The organism is Adhaeribacter soli, assembly GCF_008727925.1.
GTDB classification, from domain to species: Bacteria; Bacteroidota; Bacteroidia; order Cytophagales; family Hymenobacteraceae; genus Adhaeribacter_A; species Adhaeribacter_A soli.
Genome location: NZ_VTWT01000001.1, coordinates 583747 through 606339, shown reverse-complemented (window position 1 = coordinate 606339; position 22593 = coordinate 583747). Strand labels below are relative to the sequence as shown.

At 45.6% G+C, this 22593-nt stretch carries 20 protein-coding genes; 8 read left to right on the top strand and 12 right to left on the bottom strand.

Annotation, left to right across the window (positions count from 1 at the left end; translation table 11 throughout):
* Window positions 1–233: 233 nt before the first annotated feature.
* From F0P94_RS02440 to F0P94_RS02420, 5 genes are all read right to left on the bottom strand, one after another.
* On the bottom strand, window positions 234–1295 hold the full coding sequence (locus tag F0P94_RS02440) for a response regulator (protein WP_150902103.1): 1062 nt from the start codon (window positions 1293–1295) through the stop codon (window positions 234–236).
* Window positions 1292–2524 carry an ATP-binding protein gene (locus F0P94_RS02435; RefSeq protein ID WP_150902102.1) on the bottom strand — a complete coding sequence of 411 codons (1233 nt, stop codon included), beginning with the start codon at window positions 2522–2524 and terminating at the stop codon, window positions 1292–1294. Before F0P94_RS02435 ends, F0P94_RS02440 begins: the two co-directional genes overlap by 4 nt.
* Before the next feature lie 225 nt (window positions 2525–2749).
* Complete coding sequence (locus tag F0P94_RS02430) at window positions 2750–3367, bottom strand: hypothetical protein (protein ID WP_150902101.1); 618 nt, start codon at window positions 3365–3367, stop codon at window positions 2750–2752.
* 97 nt (window positions 3368–3464) lie between these two features.
* Window positions 3465–3917, bottom strand: a complete 453-nt coding sequence (locus tag F0P94_RS02425; RefSeq protein WP_150902100.1) for a response regulator — start codon at window positions 3915–3917, stop codon at window positions 3465–3467.
* A complete protein-coding gene (locus F0P94_RS02420; protein ID WP_150902099.1) occupies window positions 3914–5476 on the bottom strand; it encodes a PAS domain-containing sensor histidine kinase in 1563 nt (520 codons plus the stop codon). Before F0P94_RS02420 ends, F0P94_RS02425 begins: the two co-directional genes overlap by 4 nt.
* A gap of 246 nt (window positions 5477–5722) precedes the next feature.
* On the opposite strand from F0P94_RS02420, the gene F0P94_RS02415 reads away from it, so the two are divergent.
* Together F0P94_RS02415 and F0P94_RS02410 are read left to right on the top strand one after the other, a co-directional pair.
* Window positions 5723–6292 carry a universal stress protein gene (locus tag F0P94_RS02415; RefSeq protein ID WP_150902098.1) on the top strand — a complete coding sequence of 190 codons (570 nt, stop codon included), beginning with the start codon at window positions 5723–5725 and terminating at the stop codon, window positions 6290–6292.
* Between the two features lie 341 nt (window positions 6293–6633).
* A complete protein-coding gene (locus F0P94_RS02410; protein ID WP_150902097.1) occupies window positions 6634–7377 on the top strand; it encodes a J domain-containing protein in 744 nt (247 codons plus the stop codon).
* A 362-nt stretch (window positions 7378–7739) separates the two neighbouring features.
* Here F0P94_RS02410 and F0P94_RS02405 read toward each other — a convergent pair whose 3' ends face one another.
* Window positions 7740–8726, bottom strand: a complete 987-nt coding sequence (locus F0P94_RS02405; protein WP_150902096.1) for an SDR family oxidoreductase — start codon at window positions 8724–8726, stop codon at window positions 7740–7742.
* Between the two features lie 460 nt (window positions 8727–9186).
* Between F0P94_RS02405 and F0P94_RS02400 the strand changes: the two genes are divergently transcribed.
* The 3 genes from F0P94_RS02400 to F0P94_RS02390 all read left to right on the top strand — a co-directional run bounded on the left by F0P94_RS02400 (window position 9187) and on the right by F0P94_RS02390 (window position 10770).
* Entirely contained in the window at window positions 9187–9951 is a 765-nt protein-coding gene (locus F0P94_RS02400; RefSeq protein WP_150902095.1) for a sulfite exporter TauE/SafE family protein, read from the top strand.
* Window positions 9952–10099: 148 nt separating this feature from the next.
* Complete coding sequence (locus tag F0P94_RS02395) at window positions 10100–10345, top strand: MoaD/ThiS family protein (RefSeq protein WP_225307097.1); 246 nt, start codon at window positions 10100–10102, stop codon at window positions 10343–10345.
* An 8-nt stretch (window positions 10346–10353) separates the two neighbouring features.
* Window positions 10354–10770 carry a molybdenum cofactor biosynthesis protein MoaE gene (locus F0P94_RS02390; RefSeq protein ID WP_150902094.1) on the top strand — a complete coding sequence of 139 codons (417 nt, stop codon included), beginning with the start codon at window positions 10354–10356 and terminating at the stop codon, window positions 10768–10770.
* Between the two features lie 498 nt (window positions 10771–11268).
* On the opposite strand, the gene F0P94_RS02385 is transcribed toward F0P94_RS02390, so the two are convergent.
* The gene (locus F0P94_RS02385) at window positions 11269–11733 is read right to left on the bottom strand and encodes a hypothetical protein (protein WP_150902093.1); all 465 of its coding nucleotides are present in this window, start codon (window positions 11731–11733) and stop codon (window positions 11269–11271) included.
* Between the two features lie 499 nt (window positions 11734–12232).
* Between F0P94_RS02385 and smc the strand changes: the two genes are divergently transcribed.
* Window positions 12233–15757, top strand: a complete 3525-nt coding sequence (gene smc / locus F0P94_RS02380; RefSeq protein ID WP_150902092.1) for a chromosome segregation protein SMC — start codon at window positions 12233–12235, stop codon at window positions 15755–15757.
* 93 nt (window positions 15758–15850) lie between these two features.
* Window positions 15851–16615 carry a hypothetical protein gene (locus F0P94_RS02375; RefSeq protein WP_150902091.1) on the top strand — a complete coding sequence of 255 codons (765 nt, stop codon included), beginning with the start codon at window positions 15851–15853 and terminating at the stop codon, window positions 16613–16615.
* A gap of 78 nt (window positions 16616–16693) precedes the next feature.
* Here the strand turns inward: F0P94_RS02375 and F0P94_RS02370 are convergent, their stop codons facing one another.
* Window positions 16694–17131, bottom strand: a complete 438-nt coding sequence (locus F0P94_RS02370) for a hypothetical protein (protein WP_150902090.1) — start codon at window positions 17129–17131, stop codon at window positions 16694–16696.
* A 190-nt stretch (window positions 17132–17321) separates the two neighbouring features.
* Here F0P94_RS02370 and F0P94_RS02365 point away from each other — a divergent pair, with 190 nt between their 5' ends.
* Window positions 17322–18395, top strand: coding sequence for a PAS domain-containing sensor histidine kinase (locus tag F0P94_RS02365; protein ID WP_150902089.1), 1074 nt, complete (start codon window positions 17322–17324; stop codon window positions 18393–18395).
* A 29-nt stretch (window positions 18396–18424) separates the two neighbouring features.
* Here the strand turns inward: F0P94_RS02365 and F0P94_RS02360 are convergent, their stop codons facing one another.
* From F0P94_RS02360 to hutU, 4 genes are all read right to left on the bottom strand, one after another.
* Window positions 18425–18838 (bottom strand): response regulator, encoded by a 414-nt coding sequence (locus tag F0P94_RS02360; protein WP_150902088.1) that lies wholly within the window; start codon window positions 18836–18838, stop codon window positions 18425–18427.
* Window positions 18839–19384: 546 nt separating this feature from the next.
* Complete coding sequence (locus F0P94_RS02355; protein WP_150902087.1) at window positions 19385–19933, bottom strand: lysophospholipid acyltransferase family protein; 549 nt, start codon at window positions 19931–19933, stop codon at window positions 19385–19387.
* 104 nt (window positions 19934–20037) lie between these two features.
* Window positions 20038–20673, bottom strand: a complete 636-nt coding sequence (locus F0P94_RS02350) for an autotransporter domain-containing protein (protein WP_150902086.1) — start codon at window positions 20671–20673, stop codon at window positions 20038–20040.
* A 200-nt stretch (window positions 20674–20873) separates the two neighbouring features.
* Window positions 20874–22553, bottom strand: coding sequence for a urocanate hydratase (gene hutU, locus F0P94_RS02345; protein WP_150902085.1), 1680 nt, complete (start codon window positions 22551–22553; stop codon window positions 20874–20876).
* Window positions 22554–22593 lie beyond the last annotated feature (40 nt).

Genomic DNA, 22593 nt, shown 5'->3' with positions numbered 1-22593 from the left:
AATTAAAACCACGTTCATTCTGTAGGCTAACCAAGAAGCTTTTCGGCTCCTTGTAGCGGCGTTTCTGCTGGATGTCAACGAGGTCCTTCACTGTGCTCAGGATGACAAAATATAAAAAAGCCATTAGCGAATCGTAGCGTAGGGTTTAAACCCTACGCTACGATTCGCTAATGGCTTTTGAAGCTACTTTTACCGCCTAAAACATTACCATTTTAGCCAGTAAAACCTGAAGGTTAATTCCGCATCTTCGCCAGTTTATCCTGGTTCAGGATGGTGATCTTGCTGCCGCTGAGGTCTACCAGTTTTTCATCTTTGAAATCGGCGAGAGTGCGGATAACGGCTTCTTTGGAGGCGCCTACGATGCTGGCCAGGTTCTCGCGGGAAATGCTCATTTCGGTTTTCTTTTCCGGCGCCTGTTCGTATTGTTTGGCTACCAAAAGCAGGGCTTCGGCTACGCGTTTGCGCACTGAATTGTAGGCCAGTTTAATGAGACGTTCTTCGCGGTCGGCCAAGTTGCCGGAAAGGATCTTGATGAACTTGTTGGCGACGTCGCGGTTGTTGTGGATGAGGGAAAAGAAGTCGTCTTTCTGAATGATGCAGATCTCGGAATCTTCCAGCGCTACGGCGGATTCGCGGTAGGTTTTATCTTCGAGTAAATCGAGGTAGCCGATGAAGTCGCCGTCTTTGTACAGGTCGGTGATGAACTCGCGGCCTTCTTCGTTTGTCTTGAACGTTTTCACTTTTCCCTTGCTCAGAAAATACAGCGCGTTCGGGTAGTTTCCTTCGGAAAAAAGGTACTGTTTTTTCTTGAAAACCGAGACTTTCCGGTCTGTTGAAATATACTTGTTCAGGTCTTCCAGGCCGCGGGCTTCTTCAATAAATTCGTTCAGGCCATCAAGGTCTTTTTTGAATTCAGCCTTCAGAATTTCGTTCTTTTTCAAACGCATTTCCACCGCATCCAGCAGTTCCAGATCGTCGAAAGGTTTTACCAGGTAGTCGTCGGCACCCAGGTTCATGCCTTTGCGGAAATCGTCTTTTTCAGATTTAGCAGTAAGGAAAATGAAGGGAATGGAAGACGTTGCCGGATCTTTGCCCAGCATGTGCAGCACGCCGTAACCGTCGAGCTGGGGCATCATGATGTCGCAAATGATGAGGTCCGGGTGTTCCTTTTTGGCTTTTTCCACGCCTACCTTACCGTTTTCGGCCTCGGCTACCTGGTAGTTGGCAAGGGTAAGGATTTCGGCAATGTTCTCGCGGATTTCCTGGTTGTCTTCAATAAGGAGGATCTTTTTCATAGGTTAGGTGCGTGCGGAAAATTAATAATGAAGGTGGTGCCCTGGTCGAGTTCGCTTTCGTAGCTCAACGTGCCACCCATAATGTCTACGTAGCGTTTAACGATGTTCAGGCCGAGGCCGGTTCCCTGGATGTTGGTTACGTTTTGCGCCCGGAAAAACGGATCGAACAAATGCGCTTTGTCGGCGTCCGGAATGCCGATGCCTTCGTCTTTCACTTTTATCTGAATTTTATTTTCGGCGATCTCGGTGGTAAAGAAAATGGTCTTGCCTTCGGCCGAATATTTACTCGCATTGGAAAGCAGGTTAAGCAGGATATTTTTGAGCAGCTGCTTGTCGAGATTTATGGTTTTCTGGCTGCCGAAATGCTGATACTGGATCTGCTGCCCCTGCTTCACAAACCCCTGCATTTCGTCGGTAACCTCGAGGCAGAAAACTTCCAGGTTAAAGCTAGTAGGAACGTTGTAAATTTTGCCTTCCTCGATGCGGCTGATGCTCAGGAAATCGTTCAGAATACTGGTTAAATTGCTCACCGCCGACTTGATCCGGTCTACGTGTTTCTGGCGCTTGTCGTCGTCTTCGGTGGTTTTGTATTTACCGATGAGCGAAGCCGAAGAAAGCACCGTGCTAAGCGGCGTGCGGAACTCGTGCGAGGCGATGGTTACAAACCGGCTTTTCAGCTCGTGCAACTCTTTTTCTTTCTGCAACGCTTTGCGGATTTCCCGCTGCGCTTCCTGCAAACTCCGGTTCGATTTTTCGAGCTTTTTAATGGCTTCGGCCAGTTCGTGGGTTCGGTCTTCTACGCGCTGCTCCAGTTCGGTGTTCAGCTTCTGAATTTCCTCTAAACTCTTAGCATGCTCGATGCTGTAGCGGATGGAACGTTCGAGTTCGTTCGGGCTGATGGTGCCTTTCACAAGGTAATCGGAAGCACCCAGACGCATGGCCTTTTCGTCGGTTTCGCGGTCGCTCTGGCCGGTGAGGAGAATAAAGGGCGCGGTGCAGCCGGTTTCCAGGGCGCGGGTAATTAACTCCAGGCCGTCGTGGGCGCCGAGGCGGTAATCTACCAGGTAAATGTCGTGCCGGCGCTGGGCGATCAGCTCTAAGGCTTCGCTGAAGGAAGGTGTCCAGTCGATGCGGTAATTCCGGGCCGGAATATCGTCAATAATATCCCGGGTGATGATGTAATCATCTTCGTCGTCGTCTACCAGCAGTATTTTAATTTTATCCGGCATTCTGATTTTGTGGTGATAGCAGGCGAAAGTTTTTAACCACCCCCAACCCCTCCTTGAAAAGGAGACTTTTTAATTCTGTTTCTAAACCGAGCAGTAGTTTTTAGACTACTTGGAAATACAACCACCCCCAACCCCTCCTTTTTTAAGGAGGGGAGCTTTTTTGCTTCTTTATTTTGAGTTTTGGTACTGAAAGGAATTCGTTAATGTAAGAAAAATATTAAAATTTTATCCTCCTATGGAATTCCTAAAGAAATTGTAGCACTTACCAGATGTAATATTTATTTCAATATTAAAATAAGCTTTACCTCCATCTTGTACTTCAACTGAATTTACTTTCCAGTCCTGATGAATGTTAAATCCTTTTGTAAGATTACTTGGTTTTAAAAAACAGTTAACCCAAATAATCTTTTCATCATTTTCATTGATAGCCCCGAAATATTGCCGGTAGTAATTGGGAAGGTCATAAATTTTACCTTCATAAATTTCCAATCCATCCGCATCAATTTTATCTATTTCAATGCATCTTTTTAAGATCCTTTCTGCCGCAACAATATCTCCTAGTACAGGGTTAAAGCGGATCACTATTTTCTCCTTTGAATCATTCCTTGAGATCCAGGGGAAAAAGTGGCCATAAACTTTGTAATCCTTTGAAAAAATTACACCTGAAAATTCATCAGACTCCAATAGGATATTAGCGGAACTATCAACTTCAGTAATTAAATAATTCTTCCCTTGGAAATCTACCTTTCTAATTTTCTTCTCCTTTTGAATGCTTTCATTCGTCTGACAGGATAAGAAACTCAAAAGCAGTAAAACGGATAGAATTATTAGATTTTTCTTCACCTTTACAATTAAATAGTTCTGACTTTTTCAACCCAAAACCCTATCATTTCCGCTCCTTTTCCAAATCTTCAAATTTTCAATTTTCAAATCTAAAGATTTAATCAATCTTCGGGAGCTCAACAATTTCGAACCAGTATTTGCTCAGGGTTTTCATTACATCTACCAGGGCAGTGAACGTTACGGGTTTGGTAATGAAGGAGCTTACACCCATGTCGTAAGTACGGAGAATGTCTTCTTCGGCTTTGGACGTGGTAAGCACCACCACCGGAATTAGGCGAAGGTGCGGATCATTTTTGATCTCCTTTAATGCCTCCCGACCGTCTTTTTTCGGCATGTTCAGATCGAGCAGAATGAGGCCGGGCGTCGGAAACTTTTCTTTATCGGCGAAGCGGCCGCGGTTATGCAAATAGTCGATCAGCTCTTCGCCGTTTTCTACAAAGTGGATATCGTTTTTCAGGCGGCCTTCGTCCAGGGCGTCTTTTACCAGCATGCGGTCTTCGGCATCGTCGTCGGCGATCAGGATTACGATGGATTTTTGTTTGGGGCTCATAAAGCAGGAATTTGTTCGAGTTTCGGCTGTTTCAGCGCTAAGGTTATTATAAAACGGGTGCCTACGCCGGCCTGGCTATTGGCTGTAATGTCGCCGCCATGCCGGATGGCAATTTTACGGCAGATGGCCAAGCCAATGCCAGAGCCTTCGTATTTCTGGCCTTCCAGGCGCTGGAAAATATTGAAGATGCGGTCAAGGTATTTTTCGTCGAAACCGATACCGTTATCCTCGATATAGATCTGGGTGACTTCGTCGCCGGGCGTGGCCGTTAAGTGGGCTTTTTTCTGGTGGTGCTTTGCGTAAATATTAATGACCGGGTTTTCGTTTTCCTTCCGGAATTTAATGGCGTTGCTGATCAGGTTCTGGAATAGCTGGCGCATCTGGGTCGGGTCGGCCTCTATGGTTGGCAACGGAGACCGGATTATTTCGGCATGGGTTTTCTCGATGGAAATTTCCAGATCCGAAAGCACTTCCGAAACCACCTGATCGAGGTTTACTTGTACGAAGGGTTTGGATTGGGTGGTAAGCCGTGAAAATGAAAGCAGGTCGTTAATTAAGTTCTGCATGCGCGAAGCTGCGTTCAGCATGCGGTCTACGTAATCTTTGCCTTGTTCGCTCAGGTTTTCTTTTTCCTTCATCATCAGGCGGTCGCCGAAAGCCTGGATCTTGCGCAAGGGCTCCTGCAGGTCGTGGGAAGAAACGTAGGCAAAATCCTGCAGCTCCATGTTGCTCCGTTCCAGTTCGGCGGCGTAGCGGCGAAGCCTTTCCTCGTTCAGTTTCTGCTTGGTAATATCGTGCACGAAGCCGGTATACAAACGCCGCCCCTGCACCCGGGCCTCGCTCACGCTCAGGAAAAACGGAAACGTAGAACCGTCTTTTCGTAAGCCGGTAACCTCCCGCCCAATGCCGATAATTTTCTTTTTACCCGTTGTTTCGTAGTTGTGCATGTAGCCGTCGTGGCGGCTTTTATCGGGTTCCGGCATGAGCATGTTTATACTTTTGCCGAGTAATTCTTCGGCCTGGTAACCAAAAAGCTTGGCTGCCGCCGGATTAACCATTTCCATGATGCCGCCCGAATCGATGGTGATAATACCGTCTACGGCTGCCTGGATAATGGAATTGATCTTGTTCTCGCTTTCGCGGAGCGCTTCTTCAGCGCGTTTCAGATTGGTAATGTCGTGCACAATGCCGGTGAAGATCTGCTTGTTTTTAAGCTTCACTTCGCTGATGCTGAGCAGGAAGGGGAATTTGGTACCATCTTTTTTCAGACCGATCACTTCGCGCCCTTTGCCGATGATCTTGCCGATACCGGTGCGGTGGTAGTTTTCGATGTACTGGTCGTGCTGACTTTTATCGGGTTCCGGCATCAGCATTTTAATGTTGTTGCCGATTATTTCTTCCGGGTGGTAGCCGAAAATGCGGGCCGCCGCCGGGTTCACGGTTTCGACAATGCCGTGCGCATCAATGGTGATGATGCCGTCGATGGCCGTATCGATTATTGCTTTCAGGCGCGACTGGTTGTCGAGTTCCTGCTCAAAGTTAGATTCTGGTTTTTCCAACAGTTTTTAATAAGAAAATGGTACTGTTCCTAATACGCAAAGGTAGTTACTCCTGCCGGCAAATTAATGATAAAAATCACCCTTCGCCTTAGTAGCCGTCATCAGAAAAACTACCTTGGGGTCGTAATTTTGTAAAGTCCTGAAATATAGCAGGTCCTCTGAAATTCAAAGAAAGCAATTCTTCTGACAAAGACAAGTACGAAATGCTTTTGAATGGCTTTGTTGAAAATAAAGTGAGTTCGAACCATGAAAAATATTCTTGTTTGTACGGATTTCTCGCCGAATGCCCACGAGGCGGCCCTCTTTGCCGGAGCGCTCGCCCGGCAAGCCAGTGCCCGGTTAATCTTGTTCCATGCCTATCACCCGGCCGTCTTACTGGAAGAAGAAACCATCTGGGCCGATCCGGAATTACTGGAGCACGAGGTGCAGGAGAAAATAGACCGGTTGGCCCATGAGCTGCATAAAACCTACGGCATTTCCGTAACCCGCATCCTGAAGCCCGGTTTTCCGGTGGAGGAAACCCTAGCTCTGGTTCCAAAAGTAAAGGCCGACCTGGTAGTACTGGGTTGGACCGGTGCCGGAAAACGCCTAAAAGAAGGAGCCGGAAAAGTAACTTCTGAATTATTAAGACGCGCGGAATTTCCGGTTATTACCCTGCCACAAGTTTCGCTGCCGGATACCTACCCCGCCCTGTTCACCTTTGCCGAAACTGAAATTACACTGGGTAATGCTGCCGGAGTAGCTTTAATAAAAAGTTTTATCACCCTTCCCGATCCGGAAACGATTACGCTTAAAACCCCGGAAACTCAAAATTAGCCCGGCCAGGAATAGAAGAGAATTTAGGCAAAATCCGCTGCTGCAGAAAATTCAATACCTGCTTCAGCGGATTTTTCGTTTACAAACCGGTAATTTTGGGCTTTCGAACTGACTAGAAATTCCCTTTTAAATACACTTGTCCTCCTGAGCGCCAGCGAAGGACCTCGTTGGCTCGTTGCAGGAACGCTTGCCATAACAGCACTGGATTACGCCGACGAGATGTTTCGCTGCCGCTCAACAGGACATTCTTTTTTAAAGGGTAGTTTCTAAAAATGGTAGAAAAATAACTAAAAAACCGGGTTCCTTTCAAGCAAACGACCTTTCCAAAGCAGCAATTCTTTATGTCCCGTGAACTTTACAAACCAACCCCGCAAGCCGACAAAAGAATAGCAGCGCTGGAAAACGAAATTGCTATTCTGGAAAAAGAACTGCTAAGCGCGGAAACCGAACTCAACACCTTTACTACCCAGATCCGGCAACAGCTCCAAGGGCAAATTATCCGGATAAGGGAACTGACCGACCTGTATAAAAAGCAGAAAGCGGCAAAAAAAGCGAAGCGGCTTGAGCAGAAAAAGAAAGGCCAAAATTACCGCGAGCCAAAAGAATTAAGACGCTCCGATAACGGTATTCAAAGCGCGGAAAAAGCGGCTAAGCCAGATGAACAGGAACTGAAGCGGCTGTACAAAGAAGCCATCCGCCAGGTGCACCCCGATAAATTTACCAATGAAGAACCTGAAATTTCCGACAGAGCCAACGCTTTAACCGTGCAACTGAATGCAATTTACGACGCCGGCGACCTGGAAGAATTGCAGGGCTTTTACGAGCACATCATCAGCGGTAATGCCATGAGCCACGTGCCTTATAAACCGGAAACAGTTGCTAATCCGGAAGCCCTTCTTGATTACCTGCAGAAAAAACAACAGGAATTACTTGCGGCTCTGAACGAAATAAAAACCTCCCAGCTTTTTGAAGTGTTGAAAACTTACGATAATCCATTAACCTTTATTCCGGAACTCCGGCAGCAATTTGATGAACGGATCGCGGTGCTGGAAAAAAGAACCCGGAAAGGGAAAAACAAGGCCTAAGGCAACGCCTTGGTTGCATTAAAATAAATAAACGGTCTTTGTAATTCCTGCTTTTTATGCCCCTTCTTTTCGCTTCCACCGGAACAAAATATCTCCCGAAAGCTTAAAAAATTTCCGGGAGCCAACCTGAAGCATCCGTTCAGTTTTAGTAGAAGCTATCTTAAAAACAGGTGTCATCCTGAGCGATCGCGAAGGACCTCGTCGGCTCTCAGCACCCGAGCTAGATTAATCAGCCTTACCAATAGCCGACGAGTTGTTTCAGCGCTACGCTGGTAAGTTTCGCATTCACTTGTACTCTCAACATGACACCTATCTTGAAATAGCTTCAAATCTGATTAAACGAAGCCATTCCCATCGAAAGTTTAAGAACCTCTGGCAATCCAGGCGGCTGCCACGGAAGCCCCGGCAAGCAACAAGGTTCCCCAGAGCGAGGCATTTCTGGCAGTATTACTAACCCTTTTTCTATTCATTTTTTTAGGTTTGGTTTTTATCCAACCGCCATCTATCCGGTTCCAGTTGGTAATAGGCGAAAACAAATTACCCTCAGACGGTTTACTTTCGCGCTTCTGAAAGTGCTGGTCGCGGACAAGTTTCTGGTGCATTTCATCGAAAAGATCGGCCGGCAAGGTCAATCGCTGGGCTTTCATAAGTTTCGCCATGGTACCGACAATCACCTCTTCCCTTGGATTTTTGGTAAGCTTGTAAATGGCTTTGGCTACATCTTCGGCCGGAATAACGGGCTTGGGGGGCTGCACCGCCTGCCCCATGTAATTGGCCGCATGCTGAAAAATCGGGGTATCGATCACGGCCGGGGAAACACAGCAAACGTGAATATTCTTCTGATCGGCCAGCTCCTGGGTCAGGCTGATGCTCAGGCCACGAACGGCAAACTTGCTGATGGAATACGGAAGGCTGAACGGTTGCCCTACCAACGCAACCATGGAAGAAATATTGATCAAAGTGCCTTCGCCCGTCTCTCTAAAATGCCTGATCGCTGCCCTTGCCCCGTAAATATACCCGTAAACATTTATTTCCATCAGCTGCCGGATGTCTTCCATCGGGATCTCTTCGAAGCGCCCAAACAAGCCAACGGCCGCATTGTTCACCCATACATCGAAGCCCCCGAAGGTTGCTATCGCCGCTTCCGCCAGAGCATCTACTTCATTTTCCTGAGCTACATCGGTAGGAACAGCCAGTGCCTGCCCTCCCAATTGCCGGCACTCTTCGGCCACTTCTTTCAACCCGGAAGCAAACCGTGCTGCCAGTACCACCGACCAGCCTTTTCCTGCAAACCTGAGAGCCGTTGCCCGGCCAATGCCGCTCGAAGCGCCTGTAATAACTACAACCATATACTTATGGGCTTTAAATTCCGAAAATAATTGGTATCGGGCCAGCTCTGAAATCCGGAAGATATCGTCTCTACCCGTTCCCTTAACTCCTAAAGAACAGTTAGAAGAAAATTGTTTCAATGATTTTTTAGTGAGCCTGAAAGATAAATTGGTAAGGGTTTATTGGGGAAAAATAAGCCAGTTCCAAGGGCATAAAAATTGAATGGACTTTAGCGTAAAACCATTCCCTTTGATAAAATGGTTTGGCTAAAGCCGAATATTGGTTTCCTTACCCGTCAGCTAAAGCAGACGGCAATGAAGCGGAATTGTGCACTCCTATTCCCTTTTCTGCTTCAGCCAAATTCCTTTCAGCCTGATGCTTTTAATTTTCAGAAATCTTTTCTCCGGAAACTGCCTCCATTATTTCCATTCACGAAAATTTCCTGCCATCTTGTTCTCCGACTTGTTATGCTTTTTTTAAATGCAGCACCCAGAATTACTGTTGTTCTTTTTTACCATTGCCTTGGTTTATGCTTCGGTGGGGTTCGGGGGCGGCTCCAGTTACCTTGCTGTGTTGGCGCTTTATGCCCTCCCGTTCCAGGAAATGCGGCTTATTGCCTTATGCTGCAATATTATAGTGGTAACCGGCGGCACTTTCTTTTTTATCCGGCACCGCCAAATTAACTGGAAAAAGATCCTGCCCTTAACCCTGACCAGCGTACCCATGGCTTTCCTGGGAGCCTCGCTCAAGATGAGCAAGGAAACCTTTTACCTGCTGCTGGGTTTCAGTTTATTGGCTGCCGCAATTCTGCTATGGTTTCGAAGCAAACCGGAAAATGCTATAGTACAGTCACCGGAAAACAAATTCCATTTTTTGCAGAATACTGTTTTAGGTGGTGCTATTGGGTTTCTGTCAGGTATGGTTGGAATTGGCGGCGGTATTTTTTTAGCTCCATTGCTTAACCTGCTGCACTGGGATACTTCAAAAAAGATTGCGGCTACGGCCAGCGTTTTTATTCTGGTAAATTCTATTGCCGGAATTACCGGGCAGCTTTTACATTTGCCCCCGGATTTAGATCCTAGCCTTTTGGGGCTGTTTTGTCTGGCCGTATTTGTGGGCGGTCAGATCGGTTCGCGCTTAGGAACTTTGAAATTTAATGCGCTGGTAGTTAGAAGACTTACGGCATTGCTGGTTTTGGTAGCCGGTCTGGAGGTTTTGTTCAAGCACCTGCCCTGGTTTAAATAAGAAAATGACGGTAAGCAAGTCTTAAATGTTTTATTTTACAGAAAAACCAGTAGGTTCGGGGTTTGGATTACCAACTTTCATTGCCGTCTGCTTTAGCAGACGGCAATGAATAAAGCTCGATTGAAATCTGGCGTACCCTTTATAAAAAATGATGCATTTGAAAATACTGGCTTTTGGTATTGCCCGCGATATTTTCGGCGGTTCGCAGACCGTTGTGGAGATTCCGGAAAATGCTACCGTTTCGGGCCTGAAAACTCAACTCGAAGCAAAATACCCCCGGCTACAAAAATTGGCTTCGTATATGATTGCCGTAAACGACGAATATGCCCAGCCTGGACAAACCTTATCTGCCACCGATGAAATTGCCATCATTCCCCCGGTAAGTGGCGGTTAAAACTTCCTATGATCGACATTCAGTTATCCGAAAAACCGCTTGATGTTAAAACCTGTCTTGATTGGGTAATGGACCCGGCTTGCGGCGGCATCGACGTATTTATTGGCACTGTGCGCAACGCTACCAAAGGCAAAGAAGTGCTCCGGTTGGAGTTTGAAGCCTACGAACGCATGGCCATAAAAGAATTGCAGAAGATCTGTGAAAACGCACTGGTAAAATGGCCTATACATAGAATTTCGGTACACCACCGCACCGGTGTTTTACAGGTTGGCGAAATTCCCGTGATCATTGCCGTTTCGGCCGCCCATCGCGCTGCCGCCTTCGATGCCTGTCGTTACCTTATCGATACTCTAAAGGAAACCGTACCGATCTGGAAAAAAGAAGTGTTTGCTGATGGGGAAGTTTGGGTGGCTGCGCATCCGTGATCTAGTATTGTGAACTTAACGTAGTTGTATTTTTAGGCTTTTATAAAATTTAGTAAAGGCTATGTTGCAAATACACCATAAATAATTTTCCTATAATAAAAGCGAAAAAAGATAAGCCCAAAATATTAACTATTAATAATTTCAGATTTAAGTTTCTTAAAAATAGAATAAACCCAATTGTTACAAACCCTATTAAAATTAATGGAAGGGTGTTTAAAACGCCCGAATAGAGTAAAATTAAACCCGGTAAAATAAAAAATAGAAGAAAGCTGTTTAAAATTATTTTAAGCTTACTCTTAAATCTGGAATTCTTTTGAACTACAATAGATGAAAGTAGGATGAAAGGCAAAATGACAAGAGTGGCAAAGCCCAATTGGAATAAAGCACCAATAAAATCCTGAGTTAAACTATAGATAAAATTGAACACAAAGAAAGCTGAGAAGCCTACAAATAGAATAAAACTTAAAAATCTATTTGCCCTATGTATAACCATTTTTCCTAAAACTTCCGCTTCAAAATCTCCGCCAGCACCACCGCATTTCGAGCATTTTCCGGACTCCGGAGCATTTGCGCATACACCGAAACCGGTTTCTGCTCTCTTTTCTGATAACCAAATTGCTCCCTCCGGCTACGCACAATATCTTCCCGCTGCCGGGTTGTTTCGCCCAGAACACTTTCCTGAGAGCGCCCCATTGGCTTTAAAGTTTCCAATGATCTCCGGCTGCCTTCCGGCACTTCCAGGCTCCGGGCAGGCCGGGGAACCGAACGCTCCAGGATTTCCTCTTCCGTTTTTGGCTGGTGCTGCCGGATCATCTCTTCCAGCGAAGCCTGCGGTTTCGGCTTAAAAGGCTTCACATCTTTAGCGGCCGGCTGGTTAAAAGCATTGCGGAACATCCGGATGATCCAGATCGCCAACCAAACCACGGCAACCAGCCCGAAAATTATGAACTTAATTCCTTCCATAAACCGCTTTACTTTTTTGCTCCCAAAAGATACTGTTTTTTACGTGATAAATGCCCATTGCAAAGCAATTTCTGAATTATTTCTCCCGAAAAAACCTTAAATTTGTTAGTTAATGTGTTTTGCTGAAGACACATTTTTTGTCATCCCGAACGAAGTTGAGGGATCTTATAAAGCCATGATTCGATAATGGCCCCATAAGTGTCCTCGGAGCTGGGCTCGCAAGTTTCGTGCTCACGCACTCACTTGTGCTCGGAATGACTTGAATTATTCGGTCATCTCGACGTCAGGAGAAACTGCAGGTTAGGCGTAGCCAAATCGCCGAAATTTGGTTGGAAAGCCTGAATAAACGGCACTACCTTACTCAGTAGATTTCTCCCACTGGTCGAAATAATGGAAACGAAAAAATAGTAGGAAGAAACCCTAAAAAACTCCTTCAGCAAAGCAAGCGATCCAAAGCCCTCCCCTGTTTTAGCAGTTAGGCGGGGTAAATTGAACAAGAATGCAGGTATCAAAATTAGAAATTAAAGGATTTAAGAGCTTCGGCGACAAGGTAACCTTAAACTTCAACGACGGAATTACCGGAATTGTGGGGCCGAACGGTTGCGGAAAATCCAACATTGTGGACGCGATAAGATGGGTGCTGGGTGAACAGAAAACCCGGAATCTGCGCTCCGACAAAATGGAGAACGTGATCTTTAACGGCTCCAAAAACCGCAAGCCGGTGCAAATGGCGGAGGTTTCCCTTACCTTCGACAACGACAAAGGCATTCTGCCGAGCGAATATTCGCAGGTTACGGTTACGCGCCGCTACCACCGCTCCGGCGATTCGGAATACCTGCTCAACGGCGTAACCTGCCGCCTCAAAGATATCAACGACCTGTTCCTCGACACCGGTATCGGCTCCGATTCTTACGCTATCATTGAGCTGAAAATGGTGGACGAAATTCTGAACGACAAGGAAAATTCGCGCCGTACTTTGTTCGAAGAAGCGGCCGGTATTTCCAAGTTCAAGGTCCGGAAAAAGCAGACCCTGAAGAAGCTGGAAGAAACCGATGCCGACCTGGAACGCGTGGAAGACGTGCTGTTTGAGATCGGGAAAAACCTGAAAAGTCTGGAGCGCCAGGCGAAAATTTCGGACAAATATTTTAAGCTGAAGGAAGATTATAAAAAATACAGCCTGGAGTATGCACGCCGCAGCATGGAGCAGCACCAGAGCACGCTGGAGCGTCTGGAGAAGGAACTGGAAAAGGAAAGTACGCAGAAAACCGACATTTCGGAACTCCTGAACCAGACTGAAGAACAACTGCAGGCGCTTAAAAACCAGCTCGACGAAACCCAGCAAAACCTGAGCGCGAGCCAGAAAAACATCAACGACCAGACGTACAGAATTCGTCAATTAGAAGCCGATATAAAGCTGAAAAGCGAACGTTGTGGTTATCTGAAAGAACGCGTGCTGAATTTACAGCAGCAGCTCGCGCAGGACAAAGTAAACCTGAGCCAGACGCAAAGCTCCATTGAACAACTGGAAGGCGAAGTGGAAGCGGTGCAGGAAAATTTCCTGGCGGCGGAAGAGCAAACGCAGGCGCAGCGCGTGCATATCAACGAAGCGACTACTTACAAAAACAACCTGCAAAACCAGTTTCAGGAAGTTTCGGCGCGGTATAAAACGAAGCAGCAAACGGTTTTCAACCTGAACAAGGACTTGGAAATTGCCCAGGTGCAGATCGTGAATTTGCAGAACGAGATCGAGAAACTGGACCAACTTTCGGGTTCGGAAGAAGACGTGGCGCGGCAATTCGAAGAGAATTTAGCCGACCTGCAATTCGAGCTTTCGGAAAAAAATGCGGAGCTGGAAAAATTCATTGCTGAGCAGGAACAGATCCGCACCGACATCAACAACCTGGAGATCGAAATTCAAACCGAAAAAACGGAACTAGCCGAACTGAGCCGCAAAACCGATTCGAAAAACAACCAATACAAGCTTACCAAATCGCTGGTCGATAACCTGGAAGGGTTTCCGGATGCCATTAAATTCCTGGTGAAATCGAAGGATTGGGATAATCCGGCACCGCTCCTCTCCGACCTCATTCTGGTGCAGCAGGAATATAAAGCCCTGATCGAAAGTTATTTGGAGCCTTATATGAACTTCTTCGTGGTAGATACGCCGGAAGATGCGCTGCAGGCCATTCAGCTGTTGAACAACCAGAATAAAGGGCGCGCCAACTTCATTATCCTGTCGGAAATTGCCGAAATGGAGATGGAACCGACGGTTTCGGAAGGCAAACTGGTGGCGGCGTACGAAGTGGTTTCGGCGGATCTGAAATACGACGAACTGCTGCGCTACATGCTCAACGACGTGTTCATCAGCAACGAACACGACGCGAGTTTCTTTTCCGGCGACGGACGCACTTACATTCTGAACGACGGCTCGATCATTAAAAAACCGCTTTCGGTTTCGGGTGGTTCGGTTGGTTTGTTCGATGGGAACAGAATTGGCCGGGCGCAGAACCTGGAAAAACTGGCGGAAGAACTTACCGAACTGCAACAGAAAACCGAATTGCAGAAAAGCCTGGTAAACACCAAACAGCTCGTTTTGCAAAACCTGAAAGCTGCTTTAGCGCCGCAAACGGTACGCGAAATGGAGAAAAAAGTGGCCGAAATGCAGCAGGAACTGATGGGCGTGCGCATCCGGCAGGAACAGTATTTATTGAACCGCAAAAACCAGCTGGCGCAGAAAGAAGAAATGCAGGAACGCCTGAACGACCTGCGCTACCGTTTCCAGGAGATGCGCCCCGAAGCGGAAGCCGGTAAGGAAGAACTGGAAAACCTGGAAGAGAACATCGGCAACTTAACTGACCAGATTAACAAGCAAAACGAAGTAATCGGGAACCTGAACGCGGTTTTCAACCAGGAGAATATTACCTACCACCAGCTGAAAAACCGCCTGAGCAGTTTGCAGCAGGAAATTATTTACAAGCAGAAAAACCTCGAGAACAGCACCATAAGAATTCAGCAGCAGCAGGAAGAACTGGAGCGTGCCCAGATCGAGATCGAAAATTCGGAAGCCTTTGTAGAAGAAAATTCGGATGCGCTGGTTGGTTTAATGGCGGAAAAAGATGCCGCTGCCAAGCAACAGGAAGAAGTTGAGAAGCAATACTTTACCCTGCGCGGCGAAATAGATCTGAAGGAAAAGCAACTGAGGGAAATGCAGCGCAACCAGCAGCTCGGCAACGACCTGATGATGCAAATGCAAAACACCATAAACGAAACCAAGCTGAAACTGGTAGCAGTGCTGGAACGCCTTTCCGCGGAATTTAATTTAACGTCGGAAGACCTGCAAAACTCCGTAGAGCCGCTGGAAATCGAGACCGAAGAACTGAGCAAGAACATCCAGACAGTAAAGCAGCAGCTCGACAATATTGGTCCGGTGAACCCGATGGCGGCCGAGGCTTATATGGAAATTGAGGAACGCAATACCTTCATCCGTACGCAACGCCAGGATTTGCTGAACGCGAAGGAAATTCTGGTAAAAACTATTGAGGAGATCGATACGGTGGCGAAGGATAAGTTTATGGCGTCGTTCCTGGAGATCAAGGAGAACTTTAACCGCGTGTTCCGCAGCCTGTTCTCCGAAGACGACAGCTGCGACCTGATCCTGGTAGACCCGAGCAACCCGACGGAATCGAAGATCGAGATCATGGCGCGCCCGAAAGGCAAACGTCCGCTCACGATCAACCAGCTTTCCGGCGGCGAGAAAACCTTAACGGCCATTTCCCTGCTGTTTGCCATTTACCTGCTCAAGCCAGCGCCGTTCTGTATCTTCGACGAGGTAGATGCCCCGCTCGACGACGCCAACATCGACAAGTTCAACAACATCATCCGGAAATTCTCCGACAGTTCGCAGTTCATCGTGGTAACCCACAACAAACGCACGATGGCTTCTACGGATGTGATGTACGGCGTTACGATGAAGGAACCTGGGGTGAGTAGCTTGATTCCAGTGGATTTGAGGCAGTTGGCTTAGAGTATTTTAGTTTTTATTTGTTCGTTGTTAGTTGAAGAGAATACTTTAACTTGTGCAAGTTTAAGTTTTGATTTAATATCTCAAATTATTTAAATGAATTGGATAACTATAATAGGTATAATCTTTATTGCCATTGGTACCTTTTTAACTTTTTACGGACCTTCAATTGATAGTAAAAAAGATAAAGAAGAATTAAATCAGAAATTTTCTGAATTTAACAATGAATTAAAATCAATTCGAAAAGAGGATATTCCACAAAGTGAAAAAGAAGAAAAAATTGCTGAGCTAAAGAATGAATATTCTCAGTGGGCTTCAGAGTTTTCTAGTAATAAAGACCTTTACAAGTTAGAATATCAAAAAAGCAACTTAGGTTTTGAAGAGAAAAAACTTACTTACAATAATGAATGGAAAAAATTTTACAGCGGTTTTTTTAATGAATTAGAATCAATTGTTGCTGCATATAATGAACACTCCAAGAATGGAAAAATAGAAATAATTACAAAGCATCCATTTCCTTCAGTTATTTTTAACGCAACACATGAAAGTTTCTTTTATATTTTAAAATTTGGTGATACTGTCTATTGGAAATTGTTCATTATAAATACTCAGACATTTAAAGAAAAGGAATTACCTACGATTGTAATTAGTATTACAAGTAAACATCCAGAGAATGATTATTTTTCTCCCGCTCTTAGCATATATCCTAATCCCGACAGAAATTTAATTATAGTAAATAAACACAATAACAATATTAATTTGTCTAAAGAAGACTTTCCATTAAATACTCCTAAAAAATCAATGCAGGAAATAATTAAAGGAATTATTCAATATCAAATTTTAAAACTTGAGGAAAGCTAAAATTCCTTCCATTATTAGTGTTTTCAACTCCAACGTCCTAAATAAAAAAGGAGCATTTAGATGCTCTTTTTTTATTGACTAAAATATAAAAACAGTTTCATCATATCCAGTTTTTATAAACTTATCATTCTGGTATATGCTGTATTTCAATCGGAATAGCATTCTAGAATTTTTATATATCTCATTAGGATAGGAGAAAATTATAATAGAAGAATCATTTTTTAGTTTTGTTGTTTCAGACCAACTTGGAGTATTGTCTTTCTTTATATAAACAACATAGACTTCTTCTTTCTTAATTGAAAGATTATTGGGTAAATTTCCGGCAGCCCTTACGAAAAGATTTAATCGTTTGCCATTTTCCTTAAATAAATCTGAAAGCAATTGTATTGTTATTGTTTTGCCATCAATAAAGTAATCAAATTGAGGTTTCTGTTCTGCTTGATTAGATTGTAGGATTTTACAATTCAGGTTTAGAAGCAGAAAAATTAATCCGATTAGAAAAACTCTATAACTCATAAATTATTAAAACGCTATCCCTTCAACTCCTAAAACTACCGCAATCCTTTCTCAGGTTACTTCGGCGTAACCGTCTGGTAAGATTCTAGGCCTTTGTCCAGTATCAAATATAAAGATAACACTCCTACCTGAATCGCAAAAGCTGAAAGTATTTAATAAATTGAGCCGCGCAAATTCAGTTTAGATCCTTATGCCCGACGCTACTTTTAAGTACGAACGCTTCTTCGAACTTTCGCCTGATCTGCTATGCATTGCCGGTTTCGATGGTTATTTTAAGAAGATAAACGCGGCCGTTCCCAAATTGCTCGGTTACTCCCTGGATGAATTATACGCCCGCCCCATCAACGATTTTGTGCATCCGGAAGATCAATGGCACACATCGGAGGTACGGCAGGAACTTACCAAGGCAAAACCGCTCAATAATTTCGAGAACCGGTACGTTACCAAAGCCGGGGCTATCGTATGGCTTTCCTGGACATCCCAACCCATAGAAAGCGACCAGCTGATCTTTGCCATTGCCAAAAACATTACGCACAAAAAACGCCAGGAAGCCGAACGCAATGCTTTGCTGGCCGATCTTACGCGGATAAACAAAGAACTGAAGCAATTCAATTACACGACTTCCCACGATCTGCGTTCGCCGGTAAACAACCTGCTTTCCATTTTCAGTTTACTTGATATTTCGAATGTGAAAGATGCGAAAACCGCTAAATTTCTGGAAGTCCTGAAAATGTCGGGGCACCAATTAAAGCAGTCGATGGATAATTATTTGGATTTGCTGCGCGAGAAAAACAAACTGCACGCACAGGTGGAGGAAATTAGCCTGGAAGAAAATCTGCAGGTAGTTTTACAATCCATTGGTTCGCTTGTTCAGACCGCAAAAGCTACCATACGCATTAATTTTTCGGAAGTGAAAACGGTGCGCTTCAATAAAGTTTACCTGCAAAGCATTTTCCTGAACCTGATCACCAACGCCATTAAATACGCGCAACCAGCCAAATTCCCGGATATCTCCATTTATTCGGAAAAGCAAAACGGCCTTAAGAAACTGATAGTAGCAGATAACGGGCAAGGCTTCGATCTGGAAAAAACCGGCGACCGCATCTTCGGGCTGCACCAGAAATTTCATGAGCATGCGGATAGTAAAGGGATTGGCTTGTACCTGGTACATAGCCACGTAACCGCGCTTGGCGGGCAGGTTTCAGTTGAAAGCAAACCAAACGAAGGCGCCACGTTTACAATTAAGTTTGCGCCGGAATTTTAGTCAGTTGGAATCATTGGTACAGCGCCGGATCAGGCGTATTTATTGCGCATGAACACAATGTCGCGAATAATTTCATCCAGTTTCTGGGGCGTGAATGGCTTTTGCAATAATTCGTAAACCAGGCCGCAATTCTGAGCCTGCGCTAACTCGGCTTCATCGGCTGAAGAAGTGAGCATGTAAATAAAACATTTGTTGCGAAGTTGTGCTTCGAATGGTTTCAGCGTTTCCAGAAATTCCCAGCCATTCATTTCCGGAATGTGCAGGTCTAAAATGATAATTTCCGGCAGGGTCCCGCTTTCCAGATCCTGCCTTAAAACGGCAAGCGCTTCGCGCGGGTCTTTGAAAAACGAACAGCCATCGGTGTAGCGGCTTTCCGTAAAAATAAATTCCGATGTAAGCAGGCATATCTCATCGTCATCAATCAAATAGACTTTACTCAGCATGGGCAGGAATAGTATGTAGTAGTTTTGCAGGTAGTTTTTAGGGGCGACACCGTACCATTTTATAAGTACAGCTGTTTTGTTTTACATTATTTTTTAACCAGAAGCAATAAAGACTTAGAAAACGCCATCCCTTCTACCCCAAAAACTAATACACGCCATTTCCAGAAGCTTCTAAAAAAAATATGGAATTTGAATAAATGCAAATATTAAAAAATAAATAAACCAAGTAATTGATGGAAAGATCAATAAGTAAAACCTTAAATCAAATTTCAATTTATACGTAAAAAATAAAATCAAAGAAATTATGAATGAGAATAGCCCAATAGGAAAGGAATAATCGAAAATTATATTTTGAAATGCAGTTCCGGAAACAGTCAAATACCAAAATGGATTTCTGTAAATAAAGACAGCAATGTAAGTTAATAAACCTGCATTGGTTAAAGTCGTTATGGTACAAACCAACTGCAGGCAAATAATTAACTTACGCATTTTCAAAAAACTAAATTTTATTGCATAAATTAAAATGCTATCCCTTCACCCCCAAAACTACCGCACCCCATTCTCCGGATACTTTGGGGTAACCGTCCGGTAGAAATCTTTGATCTTTTCGATATCGGCATCTACGTCGCCGGTAGGGTAAAATAAAGGACCTACACCGGCTTCTTTTTTCTTGTAATCCAAATATCCTAAAGCAATGGGAACGCCGGCGCCGAAAGCGGCGTGGTAGAACCCTTTGCGCCAGCGTGGCTGGTATTTACGGGTACCTTCGGGCGTTACCAAAATTACCAACTGCTCCCGTTCGTTAAACAGATCGATCATGGCATTTACCAGGCTGTTGTTCTTTTTGCGGTTTACCGGTAAGGCACCCATTTTATCTAATAGCCAGCCCAAGGGGCCTACCATCGCTTCCGATTTTATGGTAAATTTTACGGGCAGATCCATTAAATAAAAAGCGCCGCGGGCATAAATAAAATCCCAGTTGCTGGTATGCGGCGCGGCCACCATGATGCATTTTTGTACTTCCGACGGCACGGTACCCACCTGTTTCCAGCCGGCTACTTTAAAAATTACTTTTGCTAAAAACTTTCCGAACATTCCTGTAAATAAATAGGAAGCAAAGTTAGAAAATAATGCTACAGCTTAGCACAAAAAAAGTCAGGCTTACGGGCCTGACTTTTTCGTTTGTTTTCATACGGTTTTTACTTTGTAGGCAAAACACGGGTCGGAGACCAGAGATACGCCTGAATACCGATGTTGAATTCGGGGCCAAAATGGTGATCTACCTGGTTGTAATCAGCATTATCGATCCGGCTCATTTCGTATTTAAAAGAAAGTTGCGGTTCTATGGCGATCCGGTCGTTCAGGAAATAAGCGTAGCCAATCCCTACCAGAGCATTCTTTATATCCGATTTGTTACCGCCTTTTATCGAAAACACTCCGGCATTCACGTTCCCCTCCAGGAAAATACCGCTGTTAAAATAGTAGCGCACAAAGGGCCCGGCCAGTACGTATGTAGTTTTGCTATCGCCATAACGGGTAGAATCCACGTTTATGTTGGTGTGCTCAAAAGCCAGATTTAAACCAACCACAAAGTCCGGTAAAAAGAAATACCCCGATTTGGTGTTCAGCCGCGCCGTGATCAGGTCGCCGCTTTCTTTTTTCTTGGTGATGCGGTTGTCGTGGGAATATTTCTGGTAAGAAGCCCCCAGGCTGCCGCCCAGCATAATGGAACCGTCTTTGATTTTGGCATTGATCAGCGAACTTCTGTTTTCCTGGGCAAAGGCCAGGTTAAACCCGAAAAGGAAGAGTGTAAGGAGCAGCGTAAATTTATGCATATATATTTAGGTTATTTTTTCACCTTATACGCATAACTTTAATTACAGACGAAAATCTATAGCTTTTTTACTATGCTTTTTTAAACCCTATTTTCAAAACAGGAAATCTCCACGGAATTACCTTAACAAACACCGCCCTTCAAAATAATGAAATAAAAAAAGCAGCCTTTTAGAGCTGCTTTTTAAAACCATTTCTGTGTTTATTTGTTTAACCGGTCTTTCAGATTCAGGCGATGCTTGCGGGCTGTATCGGCAGCAATGTCGTAACCGGCATCGAGGTGACGCAGCACGCCCATGGCCGGATCGTTGTGCAAAACGCGCTTCAATCTTATTTCGGCTTCCTCCGTTCCATCGGCTACAATTACCATACCCGCATGAATAGAATAGCCAATACCCACGCCACCGCCGTGGTGCAACGATACCCAGCTCGCACCGCCCGCCGTGTTGATCATGGCGTTCAGTACCGGCCAGTCGGCAATGGCATCGGAACCGTCTTTCATGGCTTCGGTTTCGCGGTTCGGCGAAGCAACTGAACCGGTATCGAGGTGGTCGCGGCCGATCACAATCGGGGCTTTTACTTTGCCTTCGCGTACCAGTTTGTTAAAGGCCAGACCGGCAATTTCGCGCTCGCCCTGCCCTAACCAGCAAATGCGCGCCGGCAAGCCCTGGAACGCAATGCGCTCCTGAGCCATCTTGATCCAGCGGGCCAAAGATTTGTTTTCCGGGAAAAGCTCCAGTAATACCTCGTCCGTAACCCGGATATCTTCCGGATCGCCGGATAAAGCTACCCAGCGGAACGGGCCTTTACCTTCGCAGAATAACGGGCGGATATAAGCCGGTACGAAGCCCGGGAAATCGAAGGCATTCTCTACGCCGCGCAGGTCGTGGGCCTGGCCGCGGAGGTTATTGCCGTAATCGAAGGTAATAGCGCCGCGTTTCTGCAGTTCCAGCATCTGACGCACGTGGTGGGCCATGGTATCGAGGGAACGCGAAACGTATTGCTCCGGATCCTGCTGACGCAGCACATTGGCTTCTTCCACGCTCATGTCTTCCGGGAAATAACCTACTAAAGCGTCGTGCGCCGAAGTCTGGTCGGTTAAGGTATCCGGGGTAATATTTTTATCGATCAAAGCCTGCAGCAGGTCTACCGCGTTGCAAACTACACCAATGGAAATGGCTTCGCCTTTGGCTTTGGCATCCAGCGCCCACTCAATGCCTTCTTCAATGGAATGGGTCATTTTGTCGAGGTAGCGGGTTTCCAGGCGTTTGCGGATGCGCCATTCTTCCACTTCGGCGGCTAAACATACGCCTTCGTTCATGGTAATAGCCAGGGGCTGCGCTCCACCCATACCGCCTAAACCGGCCGTTACGTTCAGCGTGCCTTTCAGCGTACCATTAAAATGCTGACGGGCTACTTCGGCAAACGTTTCGTAAGTTCCCTGCACAATGCCTTGGGAGCCGATGTAGATCCAGGAACCGGCGGTCATTTGGCCGTACATGCTCAGGCCTTTGGCTTCCAGTTCGCGGAAGTTTTTCCAGTTGGCCCAGTGCGGCACCAGCATGGAGTTGGAGATCAGTACGCGCGGGGCATCTTTGTGCGTTGGAAGAATGCCTACGGGTTTTCCGCTTTGTACCAACAGCGTTTCGTCTTCTTCCAGGTCTTTCAGCGCTTTTACGATCAGGTCGAAGGCTTCCCAGTTGCGGGCTGCTTTTCCGGTGCCGCCGTAAACCACCAGGTCTTCTGGCCGTTCCGCCACATCCGGATCGAGATTGTTATAAAGCATGCGCAAAGCCGCCTCCTGGATCCAGCCTTTGGTGTTCAGTTCGGTGCCAGTCGGCGTTTTGCCTTTCTTGGAAATATCGGTAATAGTTGTTGCCATAAAAGTTCTTTTCAGAAGGTCTTAAAACAGTAGGTTTTTC

What these genes read in the sequence shown, in the direction of transcription:
- F0P94_RS02365 (WP_150902089.1), top strand. Translation starts at nt 17,322, where the DNA reads ATGCCCGACGCTACTTTTAAGTACGAACGCTTCTTCGAACTTTCGCCT.
- F0P94_RS02360 (WP_150902088.1), bottom strand. Translation starts at nt 18,838, where the DNA reads ATGCTGAGTAAAGTCTATTTGATTGATGACGATGAGATATGCCTGCTT.
- F0P94_RS02410 (WP_150902097.1), top strand. Translation starts at nt 6,634, where the DNA reads ATGTCCCGTGAACTTTACAAACCAACCCCGCAAGCCGACAAAAGAATA.
- F0P94_RS02425 (WP_150902100.1), bottom strand. Translation starts at nt 3,917, where the DNA reads ATGAGCCCCAAACAAAAATCCATCGTAATCCTGATCGCCGACGACGAT.
- F0P94_RS02390 (WP_150902094.1), top strand. Translation starts at nt 10,354, where the DNA reads ATGATCGACATTCAGTTATCCGAAAAACCGCTTGATGTTAAAACCTGT.
- hutU (WP_150902085.1), bottom strand. Translation starts at nt 22,553, where the DNA reads ATGGCAACAACTATTACCGATATTTCCAAGAAAGGCAAAACGCCGACT.
- F0P94_RS02350 (WP_150902086.1), bottom strand. Translation starts at nt 20,673, where the DNA reads ATGCATAAATTTACGCTGCTCCTTACACTCTTCCTTTTCGGGTTTAAC.
- F0P94_RS02385 (WP_150902093.1), bottom strand. Translation starts at nt 11,733, where the DNA reads ATGGAAGGAATTAAGTTCATAATTTTCGGGCTGGTTGCCGTGGTTTGG.
- F0P94_RS02440 (WP_150902103.1), bottom strand. Translation starts at nt 1,295, where the DNA reads ATGAAAAAGATCCTCCTTATTGAAGACAACCAGGAAATCCGCGAGAAC.
- F0P94_RS02355 (WP_150902087.1), bottom strand. Translation starts at nt 19,933, where the DNA reads ATGTTCGGAAAGTTTTTAGCAAAAGTAATTTTTAAAGTAGCCGGCTGG.
- F0P94_RS02400 (WP_150902095.1), top strand. Translation starts at nt 9,187, where the DNA reads ATGCAGCACCCAGAATTACTGTTGTTCTTTTTTACCATTGCCTTGGTT.
- F0P94_RS02370 (WP_150902090.1), bottom strand. Translation starts at nt 17,131, where the DNA reads ATGAGTTATAGAGTTTTTCTAATCGGATTAATTTTTCTGCTTCTAAAC.
- F0P94_RS02405 (WP_150902096.1), bottom strand. Translation starts at nt 8,726, where the DNA reads ATGGTTGTAGTTATTACAGGCGCTTCGAGCGGCATTGGCCGGGCAACG.
- smc (WP_150902092.1), top strand. Translation starts at nt 12,233, where the DNA reads ATGCAGGTATCAAAATTAGAAATTAAAGGATTTAAGAGCTTCGGCGAC.
- F0P94_RS02435 (WP_150902102.1), bottom strand. Translation starts at nt 2,524, where the DNA reads ATGCCGGATAAAATTAAAATACTGCTGGTAGACGACGACGAAGATGAT.
- F0P94_RS02375 (WP_150902091.1), top strand. Translation starts at nt 15,851, where the DNA reads ATGAATTGGATAACTATAATAGGTATAATCTTTATTGCCATTGGTACC.
- F0P94_RS02395 (WP_225307097.1), top strand. Translation starts at nt 10,100, where the DNA reads ATGATGCATTTGAAAATACTGGCTTTTGGTATTGCCCGCGATATTTTC.
- F0P94_RS02415 (WP_150902098.1), top strand. Translation starts at nt 5,723, where the DNA reads ATGAAAAATATTCTTGTTTGTACGGATTTCTCGCCGAATGCCCACGAG.